The 16,748-nt window shown below is 65.4% G+C and carries 19 protein-coding genes; 13 read left to right on the forward strand and 6 right to left on the reverse strand.

The window, feature by feature from the left end; translation table 11 throughout:
- Positions 1–129 precede the first annotated feature (129 nt).
- Positions 130–387: a DUF6458 family protein gene (locus ACQCSW_RS02845; RefSeq protein WP_426989409.1), complete on the reverse strand. Its 258-nt coding sequence runs from the start codon at positions 385–387 to the stop codon at positions 130–132.
- 151 nt (positions 388–538) lie between these two features.
- Here ACQCSW_RS02845 and ACQCSW_RS02850 point away from each other — a divergent pair, with 151 nt between their 5' ends.
- The 3 genes from ACQCSW_RS02850 to ACQCSW_RS02860 all read left to right on the forward strand — a co-directional run bounded on the left by ACQCSW_RS02850 (position 539) and on the right by ACQCSW_RS02860 (position 4,885).
- Positions 539–1,156, forward strand: coding sequence for an alpha/beta hydrolase (locus tag ACQCSW_RS02850; protein ID WP_426989410.1), 618 nt, complete (start codon positions 539–541; stop codon positions 1,154–1,156).
- Positions 1,157–1,681: 525 nt separating this feature from the next.
- Positions 1,682–2,470 (forward strand): HAD family hydrolase, encoded by a 789-nt coding sequence (locus ACQCSW_RS02855; RefSeq protein ID WP_426989411.1) that lies wholly within the window; start codon positions 1,682–1,684, stop codon positions 2,468–2,470.
- 81 nt (positions 2,471–2,551) lie between these two features.
- A complete protein-coding gene (locus ACQCSW_RS02860) occupies positions 2,552–4,885 on the forward strand; it encodes a glycoside hydrolase family 65 protein (RefSeq protein ID WP_426989412.1) in 2,334 nt (777 codons plus the stop codon).
- 48 nt (positions 4,886–4,933) lie between these two features.
- Here the strand turns inward: ACQCSW_RS02860 and ACQCSW_RS02865 are convergent, their stop codons facing one another.
- Positions 4,934–6,283 (reverse strand): MFS transporter, encoded by a 1,350-nt coding sequence (locus tag ACQCSW_RS02865; RefSeq protein WP_426989413.1) that lies wholly within the window; start codon positions 6,281–6,283, stop codon positions 4,934–4,936.
- Positions 6,284–6,436: 153 nt separating this feature from the next.
- Here ACQCSW_RS02865 and ACQCSW_RS02870 point away from each other — a divergent pair, with 153 nt between their 5' ends.
- Positions 6,437–7,240 carry a hypothetical protein gene (locus tag ACQCSW_RS02870; RefSeq protein ID WP_426989414.1) on the forward strand — a complete coding sequence of 268 codons (804 nt, stop codon included), beginning with the start codon at positions 6,437–6,439 and terminating at the stop codon, positions 7,238–7,240.
- Positions 7,230–7,979, forward strand: a complete 750-nt coding sequence (locus ACQCSW_RS02875) for a LamB/YcsF family protein (RefSeq protein WP_426989415.1) — start codon at positions 7,230–7,232, stop codon at positions 7,977–7,979. The genes ACQCSW_RS02870 and ACQCSW_RS02875 overlap by 11 nt, the downstream gene beginning before the upstream one ends.
- Before the next feature lie 91 nt (positions 7,980–8,070).
- Here ACQCSW_RS02875 and ACQCSW_RS02880 read toward each other — a convergent pair whose 3' ends face one another.
- On the reverse strand, positions 8,071–9,420 hold the full coding sequence (locus ACQCSW_RS02880; RefSeq protein WP_426989416.1) for a DUF445 domain-containing protein: 1,350 nt from the start codon (positions 9,418–9,420) through the stop codon (positions 8,071–8,073).
- A gap of 50 nt (positions 9,421–9,470) precedes the next feature.
- On the opposite strand from ACQCSW_RS02880, the gene ACQCSW_RS02885 reads away from it, so the two are divergent.
- The 5 genes from ACQCSW_RS02885 (at position 9,471) to ACQCSW_RS02905 (ending at position 12,792) form a co-directional block, all read left to right on the forward strand.
- Positions 9,471–10,379 carry a glycerophosphodiester phosphodiesterase gene (locus tag ACQCSW_RS02885; protein ID WP_426989417.1) on the forward strand — a complete coding sequence of 303 codons (909 nt, stop codon included), beginning with the start codon at positions 9,471–9,473 and terminating at the stop codon, positions 10,377–10,379.
- Positions 10,380–10,426: 47 nt separating this feature from the next.
- Positions 10,427–10,915 (forward strand): hypothetical protein, encoded by a 489-nt coding sequence (locus tag ACQCSW_RS02890; protein WP_354250007.1) that lies wholly within the window; start codon positions 10,427–10,429, stop codon positions 10,913–10,915.
- Positions 10,876–11,703 (forward strand): AzlC family ABC transporter permease, encoded by an 828-nt coding sequence (locus ACQCSW_RS02895; protein WP_426989418.1) that lies wholly within the window; start codon positions 10,876–10,878, stop codon positions 11,701–11,703. The genes ACQCSW_RS02890 and ACQCSW_RS02895 overlap by 40 nt, the downstream gene beginning before the upstream one ends.
- Entirely contained in the window at positions 11,700–12,011 is a 312-nt protein-coding gene (locus tag ACQCSW_RS02900) for an AzlD domain-containing protein (protein ID WP_426989419.1), read from the forward strand. Before ACQCSW_RS02895 ends, ACQCSW_RS02900 begins: the two co-directional genes overlap by 4 nt.
- Positions 12,012–12,438: 427 nt before the next feature.
- Positions 12,439–12,792, forward strand: coding sequence for a hypothetical protein (locus ACQCSW_RS02905; protein ID WP_426989420.1), 354 nt, complete (start codon positions 12,439–12,441; stop codon positions 12,790–12,792).
- Positions 12,793–12,851: 59 nt separating this feature from the next.
- On the opposite strand, the gene ACQCSW_RS02910 is transcribed toward ACQCSW_RS02905, so the two are convergent.
- Entirely contained in the window at positions 12,852–13,070 is a 219-nt protein-coding gene (locus tag ACQCSW_RS02910; protein ID WP_354250003.1) for a hypothetical protein, read from the reverse strand.
- A 166-nt stretch (positions 13,071–13,236) separates the two neighbouring features.
- A complete protein-coding gene (locus ACQCSW_RS02915; protein WP_426989421.1) occupies positions 13,237–13,872 on the reverse strand; it encodes a TetR/AcrR family transcriptional regulator in 636 nt (211 codons plus the stop codon).
- 120 nt (positions 13,873–13,992) lie between these two features.
- Here ACQCSW_RS02915 and ACQCSW_RS02920 point away from each other — a divergent pair, with 120 nt between their 5' ends.
- From ACQCSW_RS02920 to ACQCSW_RS02930, 3 genes are all read left to right on the forward strand, one after another.
- Positions 13,993–14,316 (forward strand): thiamine-binding protein, encoded by a 324-nt coding sequence (locus ACQCSW_RS02920; protein WP_426989422.1) that lies wholly within the window; start codon positions 13,993–13,995, stop codon positions 14,314–14,316.
- Between the two features lie 56 nt (positions 14,317–14,372).
- Positions 14,373–15,050, forward strand: a complete 678-nt coding sequence (locus tag ACQCSW_RS02925; RefSeq protein WP_111907405.1) for an O-methyltransferase — start codon at positions 14,373–14,375, stop codon at positions 15,048–15,050.
- Between the two features lie 166 nt (positions 15,051–15,216).
- Positions 15,217–15,438 (forward strand): hypothetical protein, encoded by a 222-nt coding sequence (locus tag ACQCSW_RS02930; protein WP_426989423.1) that lies wholly within the window; start codon positions 15,217–15,219, stop codon positions 15,436–15,438.
- Positions 15,439–15,634: 196 nt separating this feature from the next.
- Here the strand turns inward: ACQCSW_RS02930 and ACQCSW_RS02935 are convergent, their stop codons facing one another.
- Positions 15,635–16,747, reverse strand: coding sequence for a YihY/virulence factor BrkB family protein (locus tag ACQCSW_RS02935; protein ID WP_426989424.1), 1,113 nt, complete (start codon positions 16,745–16,747; stop codon positions 15,635–15,637).
- Position 16,748 lies beyond the last annotated feature (1 nt).

Genomic DNA, 16,748 nt, shown 5'->3' on the forward strand with positions numbered 1-16,748 from the left:
CAATAAGTGGACAAAAACTCGCTTTCAAGGCCGTCGGGGCGGGGTGAGCCGGGCCGGGACTCCTCGCGGAAACGGAAAAGCCGGGCCGGACCTTTGCGGTCCGGCCCGGCGTCCGGGTGGTTGAGGAGCCTAGATGCCGCCGTCGCGGCTTTCGTTGCGGGTGATGCGCTCGCCGGTGTTGGGATCAACCGCCGAACGGGTTTCGCTGACCCGGCGGCTGCGGCCCGGCGAGGCCAGGATGAGTGAGGCGATCAGCCCGATGACACCAACGGCCATCAGGATGTAGCCGACCATGACCTGGTCTATGAACGGGATCAGTCCTGGGGCGACGGCCCAGGCCAGGATGGCACCGAGTGCAATAAGGAAGATGGAGGAACCGATTCTCATGACTTGCTCCTTAACTGTGGTGCCGAACTTGATAAGCATGCTGTCTTACGCTCACGTTACAGCCCGTCGGGGCGCGATTCAATGATTAGGCCAGCCAGGACGCATCAGCGTCTTGGCTGTTCAGGGCCCTGCCGCTCGTTAGGCTGATCTGATGGAGACAGTTGTTTGGTCCAAGCCGGAGGCTGAACGGGACGGCACGCCGCTGCTGGTCATGATGCATGGCTACGGCACCGATGAGTCGCGGATGGTGCGGCTGTTCGAATACCTGCCGGCCGAGTTTACTTGTGTTGCGCTGCGGGCTCCCATGGTGATCGGCGACCACTACGGCTGGTTCCTCTTGGACTACTTCCTGGCCAACGATTTCGCGGATGTCATCACCGCCACCAACACCGTCCAGGCGTGGATCAACTCCGTCAGGGGCCAGCACAGCAGCGTGAGTCTGTTGGGTTACTCGCAGGGAATGGCCATGGCCAGCACGCTGCTGCGGCTCCATCCCGCGGATTACAAGGCAACGGTGGGGCTTTCCGGTTTTGTGCTGGAAAACGAACTGCTGTCGCTGACCGAATCCTTCACCGCCCCGCCTCCCTTCTTCTGGGGGCGGGACAAGGCGGACCTGGTGATCAATGAGGACGCCACGGCCTACACCGGGCAATGGCTCAACCTAACCACCCGGCTGACTGCCCGCACGTATCCCGGTATGGGCCACGCCATGAGCAAGACGGAGATGGTGGACGTCAGCGCCTTTCTGCGCCACTACGTTCTGGGCTGAACTGTCTGCTTGGTTGAACGGCGCGTCGGCTGATCGGGCGTGTCCCCGACGAGAATTCCGTCACAATACCGGCCTCGGTGTGGGCGGAGCGAACGCCAGGGAAAAAACAGTTGCGCGCCAAATTTGTAAGCACTTACACTCGTCGGTGGACTGCTACTTTGCGGGCCGCTGAAACCATCAGAAGGGAAGCCGGACACATGACACGTGCCAGGCCTCCTGCGCGCCCTGCGCCGCTGCGCCTGTTCCGCCAGGTTGTCAGGCTGTGCCAAGGCGCCCATGATGGAAGAAGACGTTACACAGCAGCCCATCGGCCCGCCGCGGTTTTCACCCTGGCCCCTAGCCGCCCCTGCTGACCCCGCGGCATCGTGGCCGCCCCACCCCGCTCCTGCTCGGGCCCCTCTTTGCGGCACGCTGCTTTTCTGCCGCTCTACTTTCTGCTCGCTCTACATCTGCCTGTTTACGTACCGCCTACTAACCCGCCCGTGACATCCCGCCTGTTGCCCGCCGTCTGAGAGGACACCGCGCATGACTGACGTTCTGAAAACCCAAAGCACCAACTGGACCACGGCCTCTGCCATCCTGTTCGACCTCGACGGTGTGCTGACCCCCACGGCTACTGTCCACGAACAGGCGTGGAAGGAACTCTTCGAGGGCTTCCTCGCGTCCCGTCCGGATGTTCCCGGCTACCGCGAGGACGACTACTTCGATCACATCGACGGCAAGCCCAGGTTCGACGGCGTCCGTGACTTCCTCGCGTCGCGCGGCATCGTGCTCCCCGAAGGCGCGCCAAGTGACGGCACTGCCGGTCAAGGTTCCACCGAGGACGCCGGGCAGGAAGCCACCCAGCAGGACGCAGCCAACGCCACCGTCCAGGGACTTGGCAACCGGAAGAATAAGGTCTTCAACGACATCGTCAGCGCCGGCGTCGAACCGTTTGAAGGCTCAGTGCGCTTCCTGGAAGCCGCGGTGGACCGCGGACTCAAGGTCGCCGTCGTCTCCTCATCCCGGAACGCTCCGGCTGTCCTGAAGGCCGCCGGCCTGAACGGGCACTTCGAAATAGTGGTTGACGGCGTGGTTGCTGCGGCCGAAGGCCTGCCCGGCAAGCCGAGTCCGGCCACGTACCAGTACGCCGCGGACCTACTGGGCCTGCCCAGCGAAGAATGCGTGGTGGTGGAAGACGCCGTCTCGGGCGTCCAGGCCGGACACGCTGGGCAGTTCCACTCGGTGATCGGCGTCGACCGCGGCGCCGGCCGGCAGACCCTGCTCGATGCCGGGGCCACGAGTGTGGTCAACGACCTCGACGAACTGCTGTAACGCCAATCGCCGCCTGACGCTCCCCGGCCTCAGACGCGAAGCACCTCCCCGCCCCGCACAACGCCAAAGGATCCCAACACCATGGCTCTTATTACCGCGGACCGTGAACGGTTCCCCAACACCCCCTGGCAGCTTGTGGAAACACACCACCAGCCGGGCAGCGCGGGCACGCTGGAAACGCTCTTTGCCCTCGGCAACGGGCATCTGGGTATCCGCGGCGCCCACTGGGCGGCCGCGGACGCCGACCTTCCGGGCAGCTTCATCAACGGCCTGCACGAGATCTGGGATATCAAGCATGCGGAGAACGCATTCGGATTCGCCCGTACGGGACAGCGGATCATCTACATCCCGGATGCGAACAACTTCACGGTGATCATCGACGGCGAGAGCCTCACCCTCGCCGAATCGGCCGTCCTGGACTACCGCCGCTCCGTTGACTTCGCCACCGGCATCTACGAATGCCGCATCACCTGGCTGTGCCGGTCCGGTGCCACGGTGACCACCACCGAACGCCGCGCCGTGGGCTTCGCTTCGCGCGGCAGCCTGGGCATCTCGCTGGAAGTAGCTTCGGACCGCGAGGTCTCCGCCGACGTGACGTCGTCCGTCATCAACCGCCAGGACCAGCCTGTGGAGGACCACTCGGCGCATGACCCGCGCCGGGCAGGCCGGCACGCAGGCCGGGTCCTGCTGCCGGTAAGGACCGACGGCGGCGACGGCTCGCTCCGTCTCTCCTGGGAAGCGGCGGAATCCGGGCAGCGCGTGGGAATCGCCGTGGACCACTGGACCTCGGCCGGCCACCAGCCGTTCGAGACCGTGGCAGGCGAAGATGACAGCAGCGTCCGGTACGTCTTGGCCGTCCGCGCTGACGAGCCGTTCCGGCTGGAAAAGAGCGTCAGCTATGCAGCGGGCCGCGGCGTCCAGGACTCGGCGCGGGACGCGGCGGAGGCCGCCGAAGCCGGGCTCCGGACTGTGGAGGACATCTTCACCGAGAGCCGCGAGCACTACAGCGCGTACTGGGCCACCTCGGACATCGTGGTGGGCGGCCAGCCCGAACTCCAGCAGGCCATCCGTTGGAACCTGTTCCAGTTGGCGCAGGCCACCGCGCGGGCGGACATCGCAGGCATCCCCGCGAAGGGCGTCACGGGCTCAGGCTATGAGGGGCACTATTTCTGGGACCAGGAGGTCTACCTCCTGCCCTACCTCACCTACACGAACCCCGACGGCGCCCGCCAGGTCCTGGAGTTCCGGCACGACATGCTGCCGGCCGCCAAGATCCGGGCGAAGGAGCTCAGCGTGGAGGGCGCACTCTTCCCGTGGCGCACCATCAACGGCCTTGAAGCCAGCGCCTACTACGCAGCAGGCACGGCGCAGTTCCACATCGCGGCCGCCATCGCCTTCGCCACCAACCGCTACCTGTGGGCCAGCGGCGACGAAACCTTCCGCGAGGGTATGGGCGCCGAACTCCTGATCGAAACCGCCCGCATGTGGAGCTCTCTGGGATTCTTCGGCAAGGACGGGCTCTTCCACATCCACGGCGTCACCGGACCGGACGAATACACCGCGGTTGTGAACGACAACCTCTACACCAACGTGATGGCCAGGTTTAACCTGCGCGCCGCCGCCGCGCTGGACCATCCGGAGATCGACGGCGCCGAACGCGAACTGTGGGAGCAGGCCGCGAACCGCATGCAGCTGCCCTTCGACGATGACCTGCAGGTCTATTCGCAGGACAACGACTTCATGACCCTGGAGACGTGGGACTGGACCACTCCGCGGTCCAAGTACCCGCTGCTGCTGAACTTCCACCCGCTGGTGATCTACCGGCACCAGGTGCTCAAGCAGGCAGACACTGTGCTGGCCATGTTCCTGCAATGGCAGGATTTCTCCGCTGATGAAAAGCGCCGCGCATTCGATTTCTACGACCCCATCACCACCGGCGATTCCACTCTGTCCGCCTGCGTGCAGGGCATCATGGCTGCCGAGGTGGGGCACCCCGAAGCTGCCTTGGAGCACTTCACGAACGCCGTTTTCATCGACCTGGACGACACCCATGGCAACACCATCGACGGCGTGCACATCGCCTCCGCCGGGGGTGTCTGGAGCTCGCTGGTCTCCGGCTTTGCCGGGCTCCGGGACCAGGGCCACCTGCCGTTCTTCGATCCGCGGCTCCCGGCGGAGTGGGAGGCACTGTCCTTCCACCTGAAGATCCAGGGCCGGCTGCTGCTGGTGGAGCTCGACGCCGGTGCACTCACGCTCAGCGTCCGCAGCGGCGGGCCGCTGGACGTGGATGTCCGCGGCCACGTGCACAGCGTCGGCGCGGACCCGGTCCGGGTTGCCCTGGATCCCTTTGAGGTTCCGGAACGTACTGTCTTCCCCAGCGGACCCCCGACGGCGAGCCTCCCCATTGTGAGGTGAGGCTCCTGCGCCCGGGGGTGACTGTGTGCCTCAGGTGAAGGGGCGGCGTCAGTCTTCTGCCGCCGTCGTGCGTTCCACTTCAACTGGCTGGTCCAGCGGGTGGGCCAGTTCGTCGGCGGCCATCTTGGCGGCGATCATGGCGATCACCGCCAAGACAGGGCAGACGCCGCCGGCGAAGAGGAAGATCGCCCAGATGGGGAACACCTGGGCGGCCGGTCCCGCCAGTGCCATGGAGACCGGCATCAGGGCGAGGGACACAAAGAAGTCGAGGCTGGAGACGCGGCCCAGCAGATGGCTGGGCACGCGTCGTTGCAGCAGGGTTCCCCAGATGACCATGCCCACGCTGCCCGTGGCGCCGAAGACAAACATCGCGGCGGCCACGGTCCAGAAGCTGTCTAGAATGCCGACGGCGGCCAGTGGCAGGCTGCCCGCACCCCAGGACACCATCATGACCGTGAGGTAGCGGCGCGGCAGTTTCAGGGACGCGGTCGCGAGCGAGCCGATGGCCCCGCCCACGCCCATAACTGCAAGCAGGAAGCCGAACATCCGAGAGTCGCCGCCGAGCTGGTCGCGGACCACGAATGGCATCAGCACTTCGATGGGGCCGATCAGGAACAGCACCGAAACGCAGGCCCACAGCAGGGTCCATAGCAGCCACGGCGTACGGACGGTGTAGCTGATGCCCTCGCTGAGGTCGTGGAAGAAGGACGGTTTCGCGGCGCCCGTTGCGGTGACGTCGGCGTCTGCCCCGGCCGTCGTGCTCCCGCCGTGAGCCCCGCCGTCGGCACCGTTCGCGGGCGCCGCCAGGGCATGGCGCCCCAGGAAGTTCAGGACGATGAACGCCAGCAGGTGGCAGGTGGCCACCCCGGTCACGGCATGCGACGGCGAGAGCGCCGCCACCACCACGCCCGCGACGGCGGGTCCGGCCGCCTGCTGGAGGATGGGGCGCATGGTCCCCTCCATGCCGTTCGCGGCCAGCAGGTCCTCGGGCGGCAGGATCCGCGGCAGGATCGCGGAGTAGGCGGGAAAGAAGAACGCGGCGCCCACGCCCAGCACAAAGCTGCCCACGGCGAGATGCCACAGCTGCAACCACCCTGCCATGGCCAGCCCGCTGATCGCCGCGATAACGGCCAGGTTGGCACCTTCGACGGAAATGATGAGGAGCCGCTGCGGCACGCGGTCAGCGGCGATCCCGCCCGCAAGCACAAACGCCACCAGGCCGATGCTGCCGGCAGTGGCCACCAGGGACAGTTCCAGTGGGCCGCCGCCAAGATGGATCACCTGGTAAACCATGGCGACGGCCCACATTCCCGATCCGAAAATGGAGATGGCCAGCGCCGCGATGAGGACCCGGTACTCGCGGTGCGCAAAGGGCCGCAGGGCTTGGAGTGTGGGCATGGGGCAAGTCTAGGCTCGGCTGGATTTCGGCGGAACTCAAAGGCGTGGTTCGGTTGGGGCCGGGAACGCTTAGTCTTAAGCACCCTTAGTGTTAAGGCAGGGCCGCAGCCAAAACTGCCAGCGGACACAAGCAGTACAGAAGCAGAGGTGACCATGGCCAAGCGCAGCAATGCCGCAGTACGTATCGCACAGGAGACCGCCCATAACGCGGTGTTCGACGCCGACGGCAAGCCGAAACCCGGAGTCCACAACGTGCTCCTCCGGGCAGTCGAAATCCAGCGGCCGCTGGTACTCGCTTACGTCCGGCGGCTGCAACGCAAACACCCGCGCGCCAGCTCCGCCAAGCTCGCGGAGATCCTGGAGCGCGACTACCTGCGGGCGGTGACAGGCGGCGGTGCGATGGTCGGGGCTACTGCCGTTGTACCCGGCGTCGGAACCGTGGCCTCCCTGGGACTCTCCGCCGCGGCGACCGTTGGCTTCCTCGAAGCCACGGCACTTTATGCCACCTCGCTGGCGGAACTTCATGGCATCCGGCTGACCAACCCGGAAAAGGCCAGCACCATGGTGATGGCCATCATGCTGGGCGAAGAGGGCACCGCCCTGCTGGGAACCCTGAGCGGCCAGGCCATGGGCAAGGGAGCCAGCGCCACGCAGGCGTGGGGAAACGCGCTGACCAAGTCCATGCCCTCGGGGTTCGGGGCCATTCGGAACAAGATCCAGAAGGCCTTCCTCAAGAATCTGCTCAAGCGCCAAGGAACGGCGTTTCTTGGCCGGGCGCTTCCGTTTGGCATCGGCGCAGTGGTAGGCGGTGCGGGTAACCTCATAATGGGCCGCGCCGTGGTGGCTAACGCCAAGGAAGCTTTTGGCCCCATGCCGGACACTGTCCCAGGGGAGCTCATGGCCACGGCGGCGGAACCGGACAAACTTACTCTGGAAGGCAACAACCTTGGATCTTAACGCTGACCTCGGCGAATCGTTCGGCTCGTGGAACATGGGGGACGACGCCGCTATGTTCCGGCTGGTGACCAGCGCGAACGTGGCCTGTGGCTTCCATGCGGGGGATCCCATCACCATGCTGGACAGCTGCCGAGCCGCCTTCGAGCTTGATGTGACCGTCGGCGCGCACGTGGGATACCGGGACCTGGCTGGCTTCGGCCGCCGGTCGCTGGACATGTCCTTCGACGAGCTTTTCGGCGACGTGCTCTACCAGTTGGGCGCGCTCGACGGCGTGGCGCACGCCGTCGGTGCCTCCGTTGACTACGTCAAGCCGCATGGCGCCCTATATAACCGCCTGGTTCACGACGCCGAGCAGGCCTCCGCCGTGGTTGCCGCCATCCAGGCCTACGACCCCGGCCTGCCGATCCTCGGACTCCCGGGCTCGCAGCTGCTGATCCAGGCCAAGGAAGCTGGCCACCCGGTTTTTGTTGAGGCCTTTGTGGACCGCGCTTACCAGGCAGACGGGACCTTGGTGCCGCGCTCCCAGGAGGGTGCTGTCCTGCACGACGTCGAGTCGATCGTTGAGCGCGCCGTGCGGCTCGCGACGAAGGGCGAAGTTGTGGCAGTGGACGGAACGGTGGTTCAGGTCAGGCCCGATTCTCTGTGCATCCATGGCGACACCCCCGGGGCTGTGGAGATGGCCGCCGGTGTTCGTGCCGGGCTCGAAGCGGCAGGCGTACAGCCGGAGTCGTTCGCGTAGCCCCATCCACTGCAACGCGGGGTCACTTACGGCCCATGCGGAGCGCCAACATGGGCCGTAAGTGACCCCGCGTTGCTTTGGAAGGGCCGGGCTAACCGAAGACCAGGTGCGCCGCGCTGAAGATGACCAGCCCGGCCAGTGAGCCCACCACGGTGCCGTTGATCCGGATGAACTGCAGGTCCTTGCCCACCTGGAGTTCGATCTTCTGCGACGTTTCCTCGGCATCCCAGCGGGCCACGGTATCGGTGATCACTCCAGCGATGTCGGAGCGGTAGGTGCGCATCAGGTAGCCGGCGGCGTCGCCGATCCAGGCGTTGACCTTGCCGGCCAGTTCGGCGTCGTTGACCAGGCGTGAGCCGAAATCGCGCACTGCCGCCTTGAACCGAACCGTCAGTTCGCTGTCCGGATCGTCGACGGCGCTGAGCAGGGCGCTCTTCATAGTTCCCCAGGTGCGGGAGGCCAACTCGCGGACCTCCGGATCTCCCAGAACCTGTGCCTTGATGTCCTCGGCCCGGGCGATCATCGCGGGATCGTGCTGAAGGTCCTGCGCGAGGTCGTTCAGGTACTTGTCGATCTGCTGCCGCACCTGGTGGTTGGGATCGGACTGCACGGCGCGCGTGAACTTGAGGATCTCGACGTACACCTTGTCGCCCACCAGCCCGTCCACGAACTGCGGGACCCAGGTGGGGGAGCGGTCCGACACCAGCCGGCTGATGGTCTCGTGGTTGTCGTCCACCCAGTCCGCGGCGCGGTCCACCAGCAGGTCCACCAATTTGTGGTGGTGCCCGTCGGCAAAAATCCGTTCGGCCATCCGGCCTACGGGCGGTCCCCACGGCGGGGCCAGCAGGTGCTTACGCACCATTCCCTCGATGACAGCCTGGACGTCGTCGTCGTTCAAAACCTTGAATGCACCGCGGATGACGGCGGCACCCTCCTTCGCCACACGCTCGGCGCCACCCGGCCCGGCGAGCCACTGCCCGGCCTTCCGGGCGACGTTTACGCTGGCCAGCTTGTCCTGAACCACTTGCTCCGACAGGAAGTTCGTCTCCACAAACTCACCCAGCGACGCCCCGATCTGGTCCTTGCGGCGCGGGATAATGGCCGTGTGCGGGATCTTGATGCCCATGGGGTACTTGAACAGCGCGGTGACAGCGAACCAGTCGGCCAGCGCGCCCACCATGCCGCCCTCAGCCGCGGCGCGGACGTACTGCAGCCACGGATACTCCTTCTGCAGCGCGAACGCGAACACAAAAACGACCGCCATGGCAATCAGGAGTCCCAGCGCCAGAAGCTTCATTTTCCGCAGCGCTGCCGCCTTTTCGGCGTCCCCGGCGCTGAGCTGATGACCGACGACGGCGGCCCCCGCCTTGGGGGACAGCGGCTCGGGACCTGCGGGCCCGGGCGGGGACTGGCGGGTAGTTGGCTCAGAGTTCACCTGCATGTGCCCAGCCTAGCCCCGCGCCGCCGGGCCGCGTCCGCTAGCGTGTCCTCATGACATTCGAGGAGTCTGTGCCGGAACGGCCACTGGTGTTTGCCCACCGGGGCGCCAGCGCGGCATTTGCCGAGCACACGCGCGCCGCTTACCTGCAGGCGATAGCGGATGGCGCGGACGGGGTGGAATGCGACGTCCACCTCACTCGGGACCAACACGCCGTGCTGCTCCATGACGCCAACCTTGACCGGACCTCGGACGGAACCGGCCCCGTGGCGGACCGTACGCTGGCGGAGTTGCGGCTGCTGGACTTTTCGTCCTGGAAAGGCACCCGGATCCCGGAAAAATACGGCGCCCGGTCTGAGCAGTTCCTCACCTTGCCGGAACTCCTGAACATCCTGCGTGGCGCTGGCCGGCCGATCGGACTGGCAATAGAGCTCAAGCATCCAAGTCCCTACCAGCTGAAACTGGAAGACCGTGTGCTGGACGTGCTCCGGGCCGAAGGCTGGGACGCCGGAATCTCCACGGTGGACAACGTCCGGGTGACCTTCATGAGCTTCAGCCCCGATTCGGTGAAGCATCTGCTCCGGAGCGTGCCGGCGGAATGCATCTGCCAGTTGGTAGACGACATCGACGTCGACGAACTCCGCGACGAACTGAGCCTCGGCCCCTTGGCGGGCGGCGCACTCGCCAACGTGATGAAGGCCGCGCAGCAGGAAGGCGAACGCATCCTGGACGAGTGCGAGGTGGGACTCGCGGGGCCGGGAATCATGTACGTCCGCGAGCACGCCCGGACCGTTCAGCGCTGGCTGGAATCCGGCCGCCGCTTCCGCGTGTGGACCGTGGATTCGGAGCGGGATGTGGCGCTCTGCCAAGGGCTGGGGATCCACGAGATCACCACGAACAAACCGGCCAGGGTGCTGGCGCAGCTCCAATCGAGCGGGCAACAGGTCCAGCTGCCGTCCTAAGCCGGTGCTGTTCGTCCCCGGGGGCAGCGCTGTGATTGAGTGGACACATGCCTTTTCGCTGGTCCCCCCGGGCCACCCAAACAGTCTCCGCGGCGGCCATGAGCGCGCTGCTGATGACCAGCGCCATGAAGCACTTCCGCGAGCCACGGTTCTTCGAACAAGTGGTCCCTGATTATCTTTGCAGGGAGACGCCAAGTGCTGGCGGCGAGTCGCCGGAGGGGCGCGAAGCACCAACGCCCGACGGCGGCAAGCGGCCCCTGGCGGTGATGTCACGGGAGGAATGGATTGCGGTGAGCGGACTGCTGGAGGCGGGTGCCGCCGTCGGACTACTGATCCCGGTGACGCGGCGGGCAACTGCCACCGCCGTGACGGCAATGTTCACGGTATTCCTGGCCGGCCACGTGGACGCCCTTCGCCGCGCCTATGGCCCCGCCGGTTCCCCGGCGCAGCGCAAGGTGCATACTGTCAGGTTGCCGCTTCAGCTGCCGCTGGTCCTATGGGCCTGGAGCCTGCGGAAACCGGGACCAAGGCGGTGAAGCTGCTCGAGTCCCCGGCCGTGCGCGTGGGCCTTTCCATCAGTATCGCCACCGGCCTCTACGGGGTTTCCTTCGGCGCGCTGTCCGTCACTTCAGGACTTGATTTCTGGCAGACCATGGCTCTCAGCCTGCTGCTCTTCAGCGGCGGTTCCCAGTTCGCGTTCATCGGTGTGGTGGCGGGTGGCGGCTCCGGTATTGCGGCCATGAGCGCGGCCACGCTGTTGGGCATGCGGAACGGGATCTACGGCATGCAGCTCAACGCCCTCCTGCATCCGACGGGCTGGCGGCGGTATGTCGCCGCGCAGGTCACCATTGACGAGTCGACGGCCACCAGCAGCGGGCAGACTGATCCTGATGAGCAACGCCGTGGTTTCTGGACGGCAGGCATTGGCATCTACATACTCTGGAACCTCTTCACCGCCGTGGGGGCCCTCGCAGGAAGCGGATTGGGCGATCCCAAACAGTGGGGCCTGGACGGTGCCGCCGTGGCCGCATTCCTGGCCCTGCTGTGGCCGCGCCTCAAGGGCCGGGAGCCGGCCGCGATTGCCGTGGTGTGCGCCCTGGCCACGGTACTTGCCGTGCCGTTCGTTCCCGCGGGCGTGCCCATCCTGATCGCCGCCGTGGTGGCTGCGCTGATCGGCTGGTTCAGCCACGGACGCAGTGACGAAGGCCTGGAACCGGACGTGGATCCTTACGACAGGCACCACGGGGGCCGGGACAAAAACAGGGACACGCATCGGGACTTGCACGGGGAGGGCCACGGGCGGGCAGGGAAGGCGGGCACATGAATCTCTGGATCTGGTTGTTGCTGGCGTGCGTCCTTGCCTACGCCTGGAAGCTGGTGGGCTATTTCGTCCCGGCAACGCTGCTGAAGGACCCCCGGATGTCGCGTATTGCCGGCACCATGACCATCGGACTTCTGGCATCCCTGACCATTGTCAACACTGTGGCGTCCGGCCAGACGCTGGCCGCCGACGCGCGGCTGGGTGCCCTCGGCGCCGCCGCCGTCGCTTTGGCTTGCCGGGCGCCCTTCCTGGTGGTAGTTGTGGTGGGCGCCGGTGCCGCAGCCCTGCTGCGGCTCATCGGATGGAACTGACGGCCCCTCCGGTGAAAACCGGAGCCGCACCACTGGTGGTGCGGCTCACATGCGCTGTAGCATTGGGCTGGCTATGCAGTTGGCCGTGGACTCTCGTGAGAGCGCTGACCATGGAAATAAGACTGCGCCCGGCCGGTTCAAGAACCGGCAAAGCCCGCCGTCAGGCATCTGACGGATGGCGAGCAGGGCTACCGGTCAAGCGCTTCTTTACGCGGTTCCGGTCCCTGGCCGACCTGCCGCCAGAGGACCTGGATTTTCTCTCCGAGCGCATAAGGCTGGCTCTGGACGTCAGCCATGACGCGAATATCACCGTTCTGCACGCGGCGTTACGGGCCGAACTCCGAAACCGGGAAACGGAACCGGACGATTGAAGGCCGGAAGAATGTCGGCGTGATGCGGTTTTGCAACGCCTAAAGGAGCCACTTAGATGAATGATCAGCCTGAACCCAACGCACCCGACCCGGACAGCGGCACCGGTAACCCCCAGGGTTCGGACCCGAAGCCGCGGCCGGCGTACGACACCAGTGTCTCCGAATCGACGCGGGAACTGCGGGATACTTCCCGCCGTCGCCGCGACGCGGAGGAGAAGCTGCAGCAGCACCTGTTGGAGGCCAAGGAGCACGTGCCTCACCACTACGATCATGAGACTCACAAGCACGGCCAGGAGCCCAGCAAGGCGAATGGGAAAGACAGCGCCGGGCGCCAGGAAACCCCGCCCGAAGAACCCCAGCCCCAGGAATCCCGGGCCCAAGAACAAGACCCCGAGGGCAACGGCGGCTGACTGGGGTTCATCATCGTCGGCTCTGCAGTGCCACCCTCGGGGTTTGGGGCGTATGCCGGTCAGGCCGTTTGCTCATCCTCTGGCGACCCGGTCCGGCGGGCGCTTTCTTCGACGGCTAGCTCGTACCACGCCTGCGCACCGAATTCCGGGGCGGGAGTGTCGAGGTTTTGGTAGAGGGCGTCTAACAGGTTAGCCAATTCCTCCGCTGCCAGCGAAGGAAGGATCTCCTCCGGGCCGCGGGGGTCGTGGATGACCCGGGACAAATCCGTGTGGTTCATCGGAGGGTGATGGTGTTGGATTGGCTGCGCCGGACGAGTTTCATTAAAGCTCCCTCTGAAGATTCAGAGGCTGGCTGCGTAACCCTATTCGAGTCTAATCCAAGGTTTTGGACACCGACAATGGGCGCCCGCGTCGGCTTGGGGGCGCGTGCTCAGGCGCGCGGTGTCAGGTGAACTGTGGACCCTGTAGTTGCGGGGCGGGCAGCGGCACATGCGCAGGCAACGGGCGGTGGGGCCGTTCAGTGCGGATGGCGTCCTCGACCAGTGCCAAGGGGCGGCGCCAGGCATCGGAACCTGGCTCCATGGTGTCCACGACGCCGATCAGCATCGCGAGCAGTCGGAACATGTCAGTCATGGAAATATCGGAACGTAGGGTGCCTTGACCTTGGCCACGGCCTAGCAGGATACTCATGGAATCCATCAGTGAGCCGGTGATGCCGGTGAGGAGTTCGCGGCGGCCCGCAACGGCGCCCAGCAGGTTGGCATCAGCGCTGGCCGCGGCCATGATGGCTTCGAGGACGCGCAGCAGTCCCGCAGTTGCGTCGATGTCAGCCAACGCGTCCGCCATGACGGGGTCCACGGTCTCGCGGAGCTGCCGGTTGAGGGCGGCCAGGACCAGCTCCTCCTTGTCGGCGAAGTTCCGGAACAGGGTGGCCGGGCCAACGCCTGCCGTTAGTGCGATGGTCTGGAGGGGTACCTCGGGACCATGCTCGCGGAAGCACTGGCGCGCGGCCAGGATGATCTTATCCACGTTCCGGGCAGCGTCTGCGCGTAGTGGCTTGCGGACGACAGCAATGCTCATTCGTTCAGGTTAGCAATGCCGCAGGCAGCCATCATGGTTACCGGAGGGTAGCCGGCTATGTGACGCTTCACCAGCCTCGCCAAACCCGTTTCATGGTGGGCTGCATGACAGACTTGCCCTATGTTGCTTGCATTTTCAGTCGCCCCGTCCGGTACTCCCGCCGGGGGATCTCGTCCCACCGACGCTTCCGTGCACGACGCCGTTGCGGCCGCCGTGCGGATCGTCCGGGAGTCGGGCCTGCCCAACCGGACGGACTCAATGTTCACCACCATCGAGGGCGAATGGGACGAGGTGTTCGACGTCGTTAAGCGCGCCACCGAAGCTGTGGGAGAGTTTGGCAGCCGCGTCTCACTGGTCATCAAGGCAGACATCCGGCCCGGTTATAAGGGCGAGCTCAGCGCCAAGGTGGACCGCCTCGAAGAGGACCTCGCAGACGGTTCCTAGACTGGTTTCTGCGCCGACTCCTAGACCGGCGCTTGCCTGCATGCCAGACTGTGGCCATGTTTGAGCACAAGACCCAGCCAGGGTGGCTGGCCGTGGAAGACTTCCTCACGACTACCGTGGTGCATCCCGATAGTGCGCTCAAGCAGGCGGTGCGCTCCGCCGTCGACGCCGGCATGCCACCCATTGAAGTGACGCCCAACGCCGGCAAGCTGCTTAAGCTCCTGGTCCAGCTGTCCGGCGCCCGACGGGTGCTGGAGATCGGTACGCTGGCCGGGTTCAGCACCATCTGGATGGCGCAGGGACTGCCCGACGGCGGCCGGCTGGTGACGTGCGAATATCTCGCCAAACATGCGGACATCGCCAAGGCGAATGTGGAGGCAGCGGGGTTGGCGGACATGGTTGAGGTCCGGGTGGGCGCTGCCCTGGACACATTGGCCGCGCTGCAGGCGGAGGGCCAGGAACCGTTCGATTTTGTGTTCATCGATGCGGACAAGGAAAACGACGCAGCGTACCTCGAGTGGGCCGTGCGCCTGGGCAGGCCGGGAACAGTGGTGGTCCTGGACAACGCCGTGTGGGAGGGCGCGGTCCTGGATCCTTCCATCGACCAGGTCAACGCCCCCGGAATCATCAGCGCCCTGGAAGTGCTGGGCCAACATCCTCAGCTCGACGCCACCGTGATCCAGACTGTCGGGTCCAAAGGCTGGGACGGGTTCGCCTTGGCGCGCGTCCGCTGAGTGCTGACCGCACCCGTTCATCCCGAATATTGCTAAGTATGCTTAGGATGACTGTTCGGCCGATGTCCCGTCCGGAACCGCCTGCAGTGGAGGAACACGATGAAAGCGTCACCCACCCTTGCTAGCAACCTTCAGATGGTCCCATGTGTATGGTCCGAATTTCGGGGTGCGGGCCTCGGCTTACCTGCATGCTGGTGGATTTCCCCGTCAGCGCTCACAGGAGGACCGGGCGCTGGCCGCACGGCTGCGTCGGTACGGGTATCGAATTACGTCCACGGACACCGTCCGCGTCCTGACCTCAGGGCGGACCGAGGCCCGGGCGCCGCAGGGATTCGGCGCCTATCTGCTGGCCCTTGGCATGGAGTCCGCCGTTGCGTTCGAACGCTGAGCAAGCACGAACGATGGAACCACATGCACGCTGAGAAGCGAACAAAATGAGGGGGCCGACGACGACTGGGGGGACTGGCCTCGGTCTCAGAAGAGGCCACCTCGCCGCCGACCCCGCCTGACACCCGGGACACGAAGACCCGGGAAGCCTGAAGGAATCTGCTGATATTGATTTTCCTCCAAGTGGCGGGCCCTGCCTAGTCCCGCCTGGCCCTGTCCGGCTGCGCGTCCGGTTCGGCCTGATCCGCGCCGCTCCGGTGGCGTTCACGCAGGTCGCGGCCGCGCCGGATGTCGTCCTTTTCCTGCTCCTGCATCTTCTCGCTTTTCTTGGTGTCCCGCGGCGGCAGCTGGATGGTCTCTTCGGCCTCGATCCCGGCCTGGAGCTGGCGTCCGCGCTCCATCTCGGCGTCGAACTCTGCCCCGAACAGCAGCGACATGTTCAGGATCCATAGCCAGAGCAGCATGATGATCACACCGCCGAGCGCGCCGTAGGTCTTGTTGTAATTGCCAAAGTTGGCCACATAGAAGCCGAACCCCAGCGAAGCCAGCAGGAAGATGAACAAAGCTATCCCGGAGCCAAGGCTCATCCATTTGAACTTCGGTTGCTTGACGTTGGGCGTGGCGTAGTAGAGCACAGCGATGATGAAGATGATGAGCGCCACCATCACTGGCCACTTGGCGATGTTCCAGATGGTGAGGAACGCACCGCCGAGCCCGATGAGACCGCCGACTGCCTCGGCCACCGGTCCGCTGAGCACCAGCATGCCCGCCAGGAGGGCCACGATGACTACGGCGAGGAGCGTAACGGCCAGCATGGTCCCGCGCAGCTTGGCGAAAAGGCGGCCCTCATCGATCTCGTAAATCCGGTTCATTGCCCGACCGAAAGCACCAACGTACCCCGAGGCGGACCAGAGGGCGGTTGCAAGGCCAATGACCAGAGTAAACCCGGCCGCCGGTGCGGTAGCTAACTCCTCAACTGGGCCGCTAACGGTATTCACCGTCTCAGAAGGGGCGAAGCCCCGCACGATCTCCAGCAGGGCAGTGGTTGTTTTCTCCGGGTCCCCAAAAAGGCCGATCAGAGAAACGAGCGCGAGCATTGCAGGAAACAAGGACAGCACGGCGTAATACGTCAGGGCAGCAGCCAGGTCCGGGCACTGGTCCTTGCTGAACTCCCTAAGGGTCTTTTTGGCTATGTACTTCCAGGAAGGCTTGGTGACATCGGTAGGGCTGTCCGGTTTCCGCGAGTCGTCGGGCGCCGGTGCTTGGTCCGCCTTGGCAGTGCTGGTTTCGGATGAGTCTAGAGCGGCCATG

The sequence above is a fragment of the Pseudarthrobacter sp. Y6 genome (assembly GCF_050156205.1).
In the GTDB taxonomy this organism is placed as follows: Bacteria; Actinomycetota; Actinomycetes; order Actinomycetales; family Micrococcaceae; genus Arthrobacter.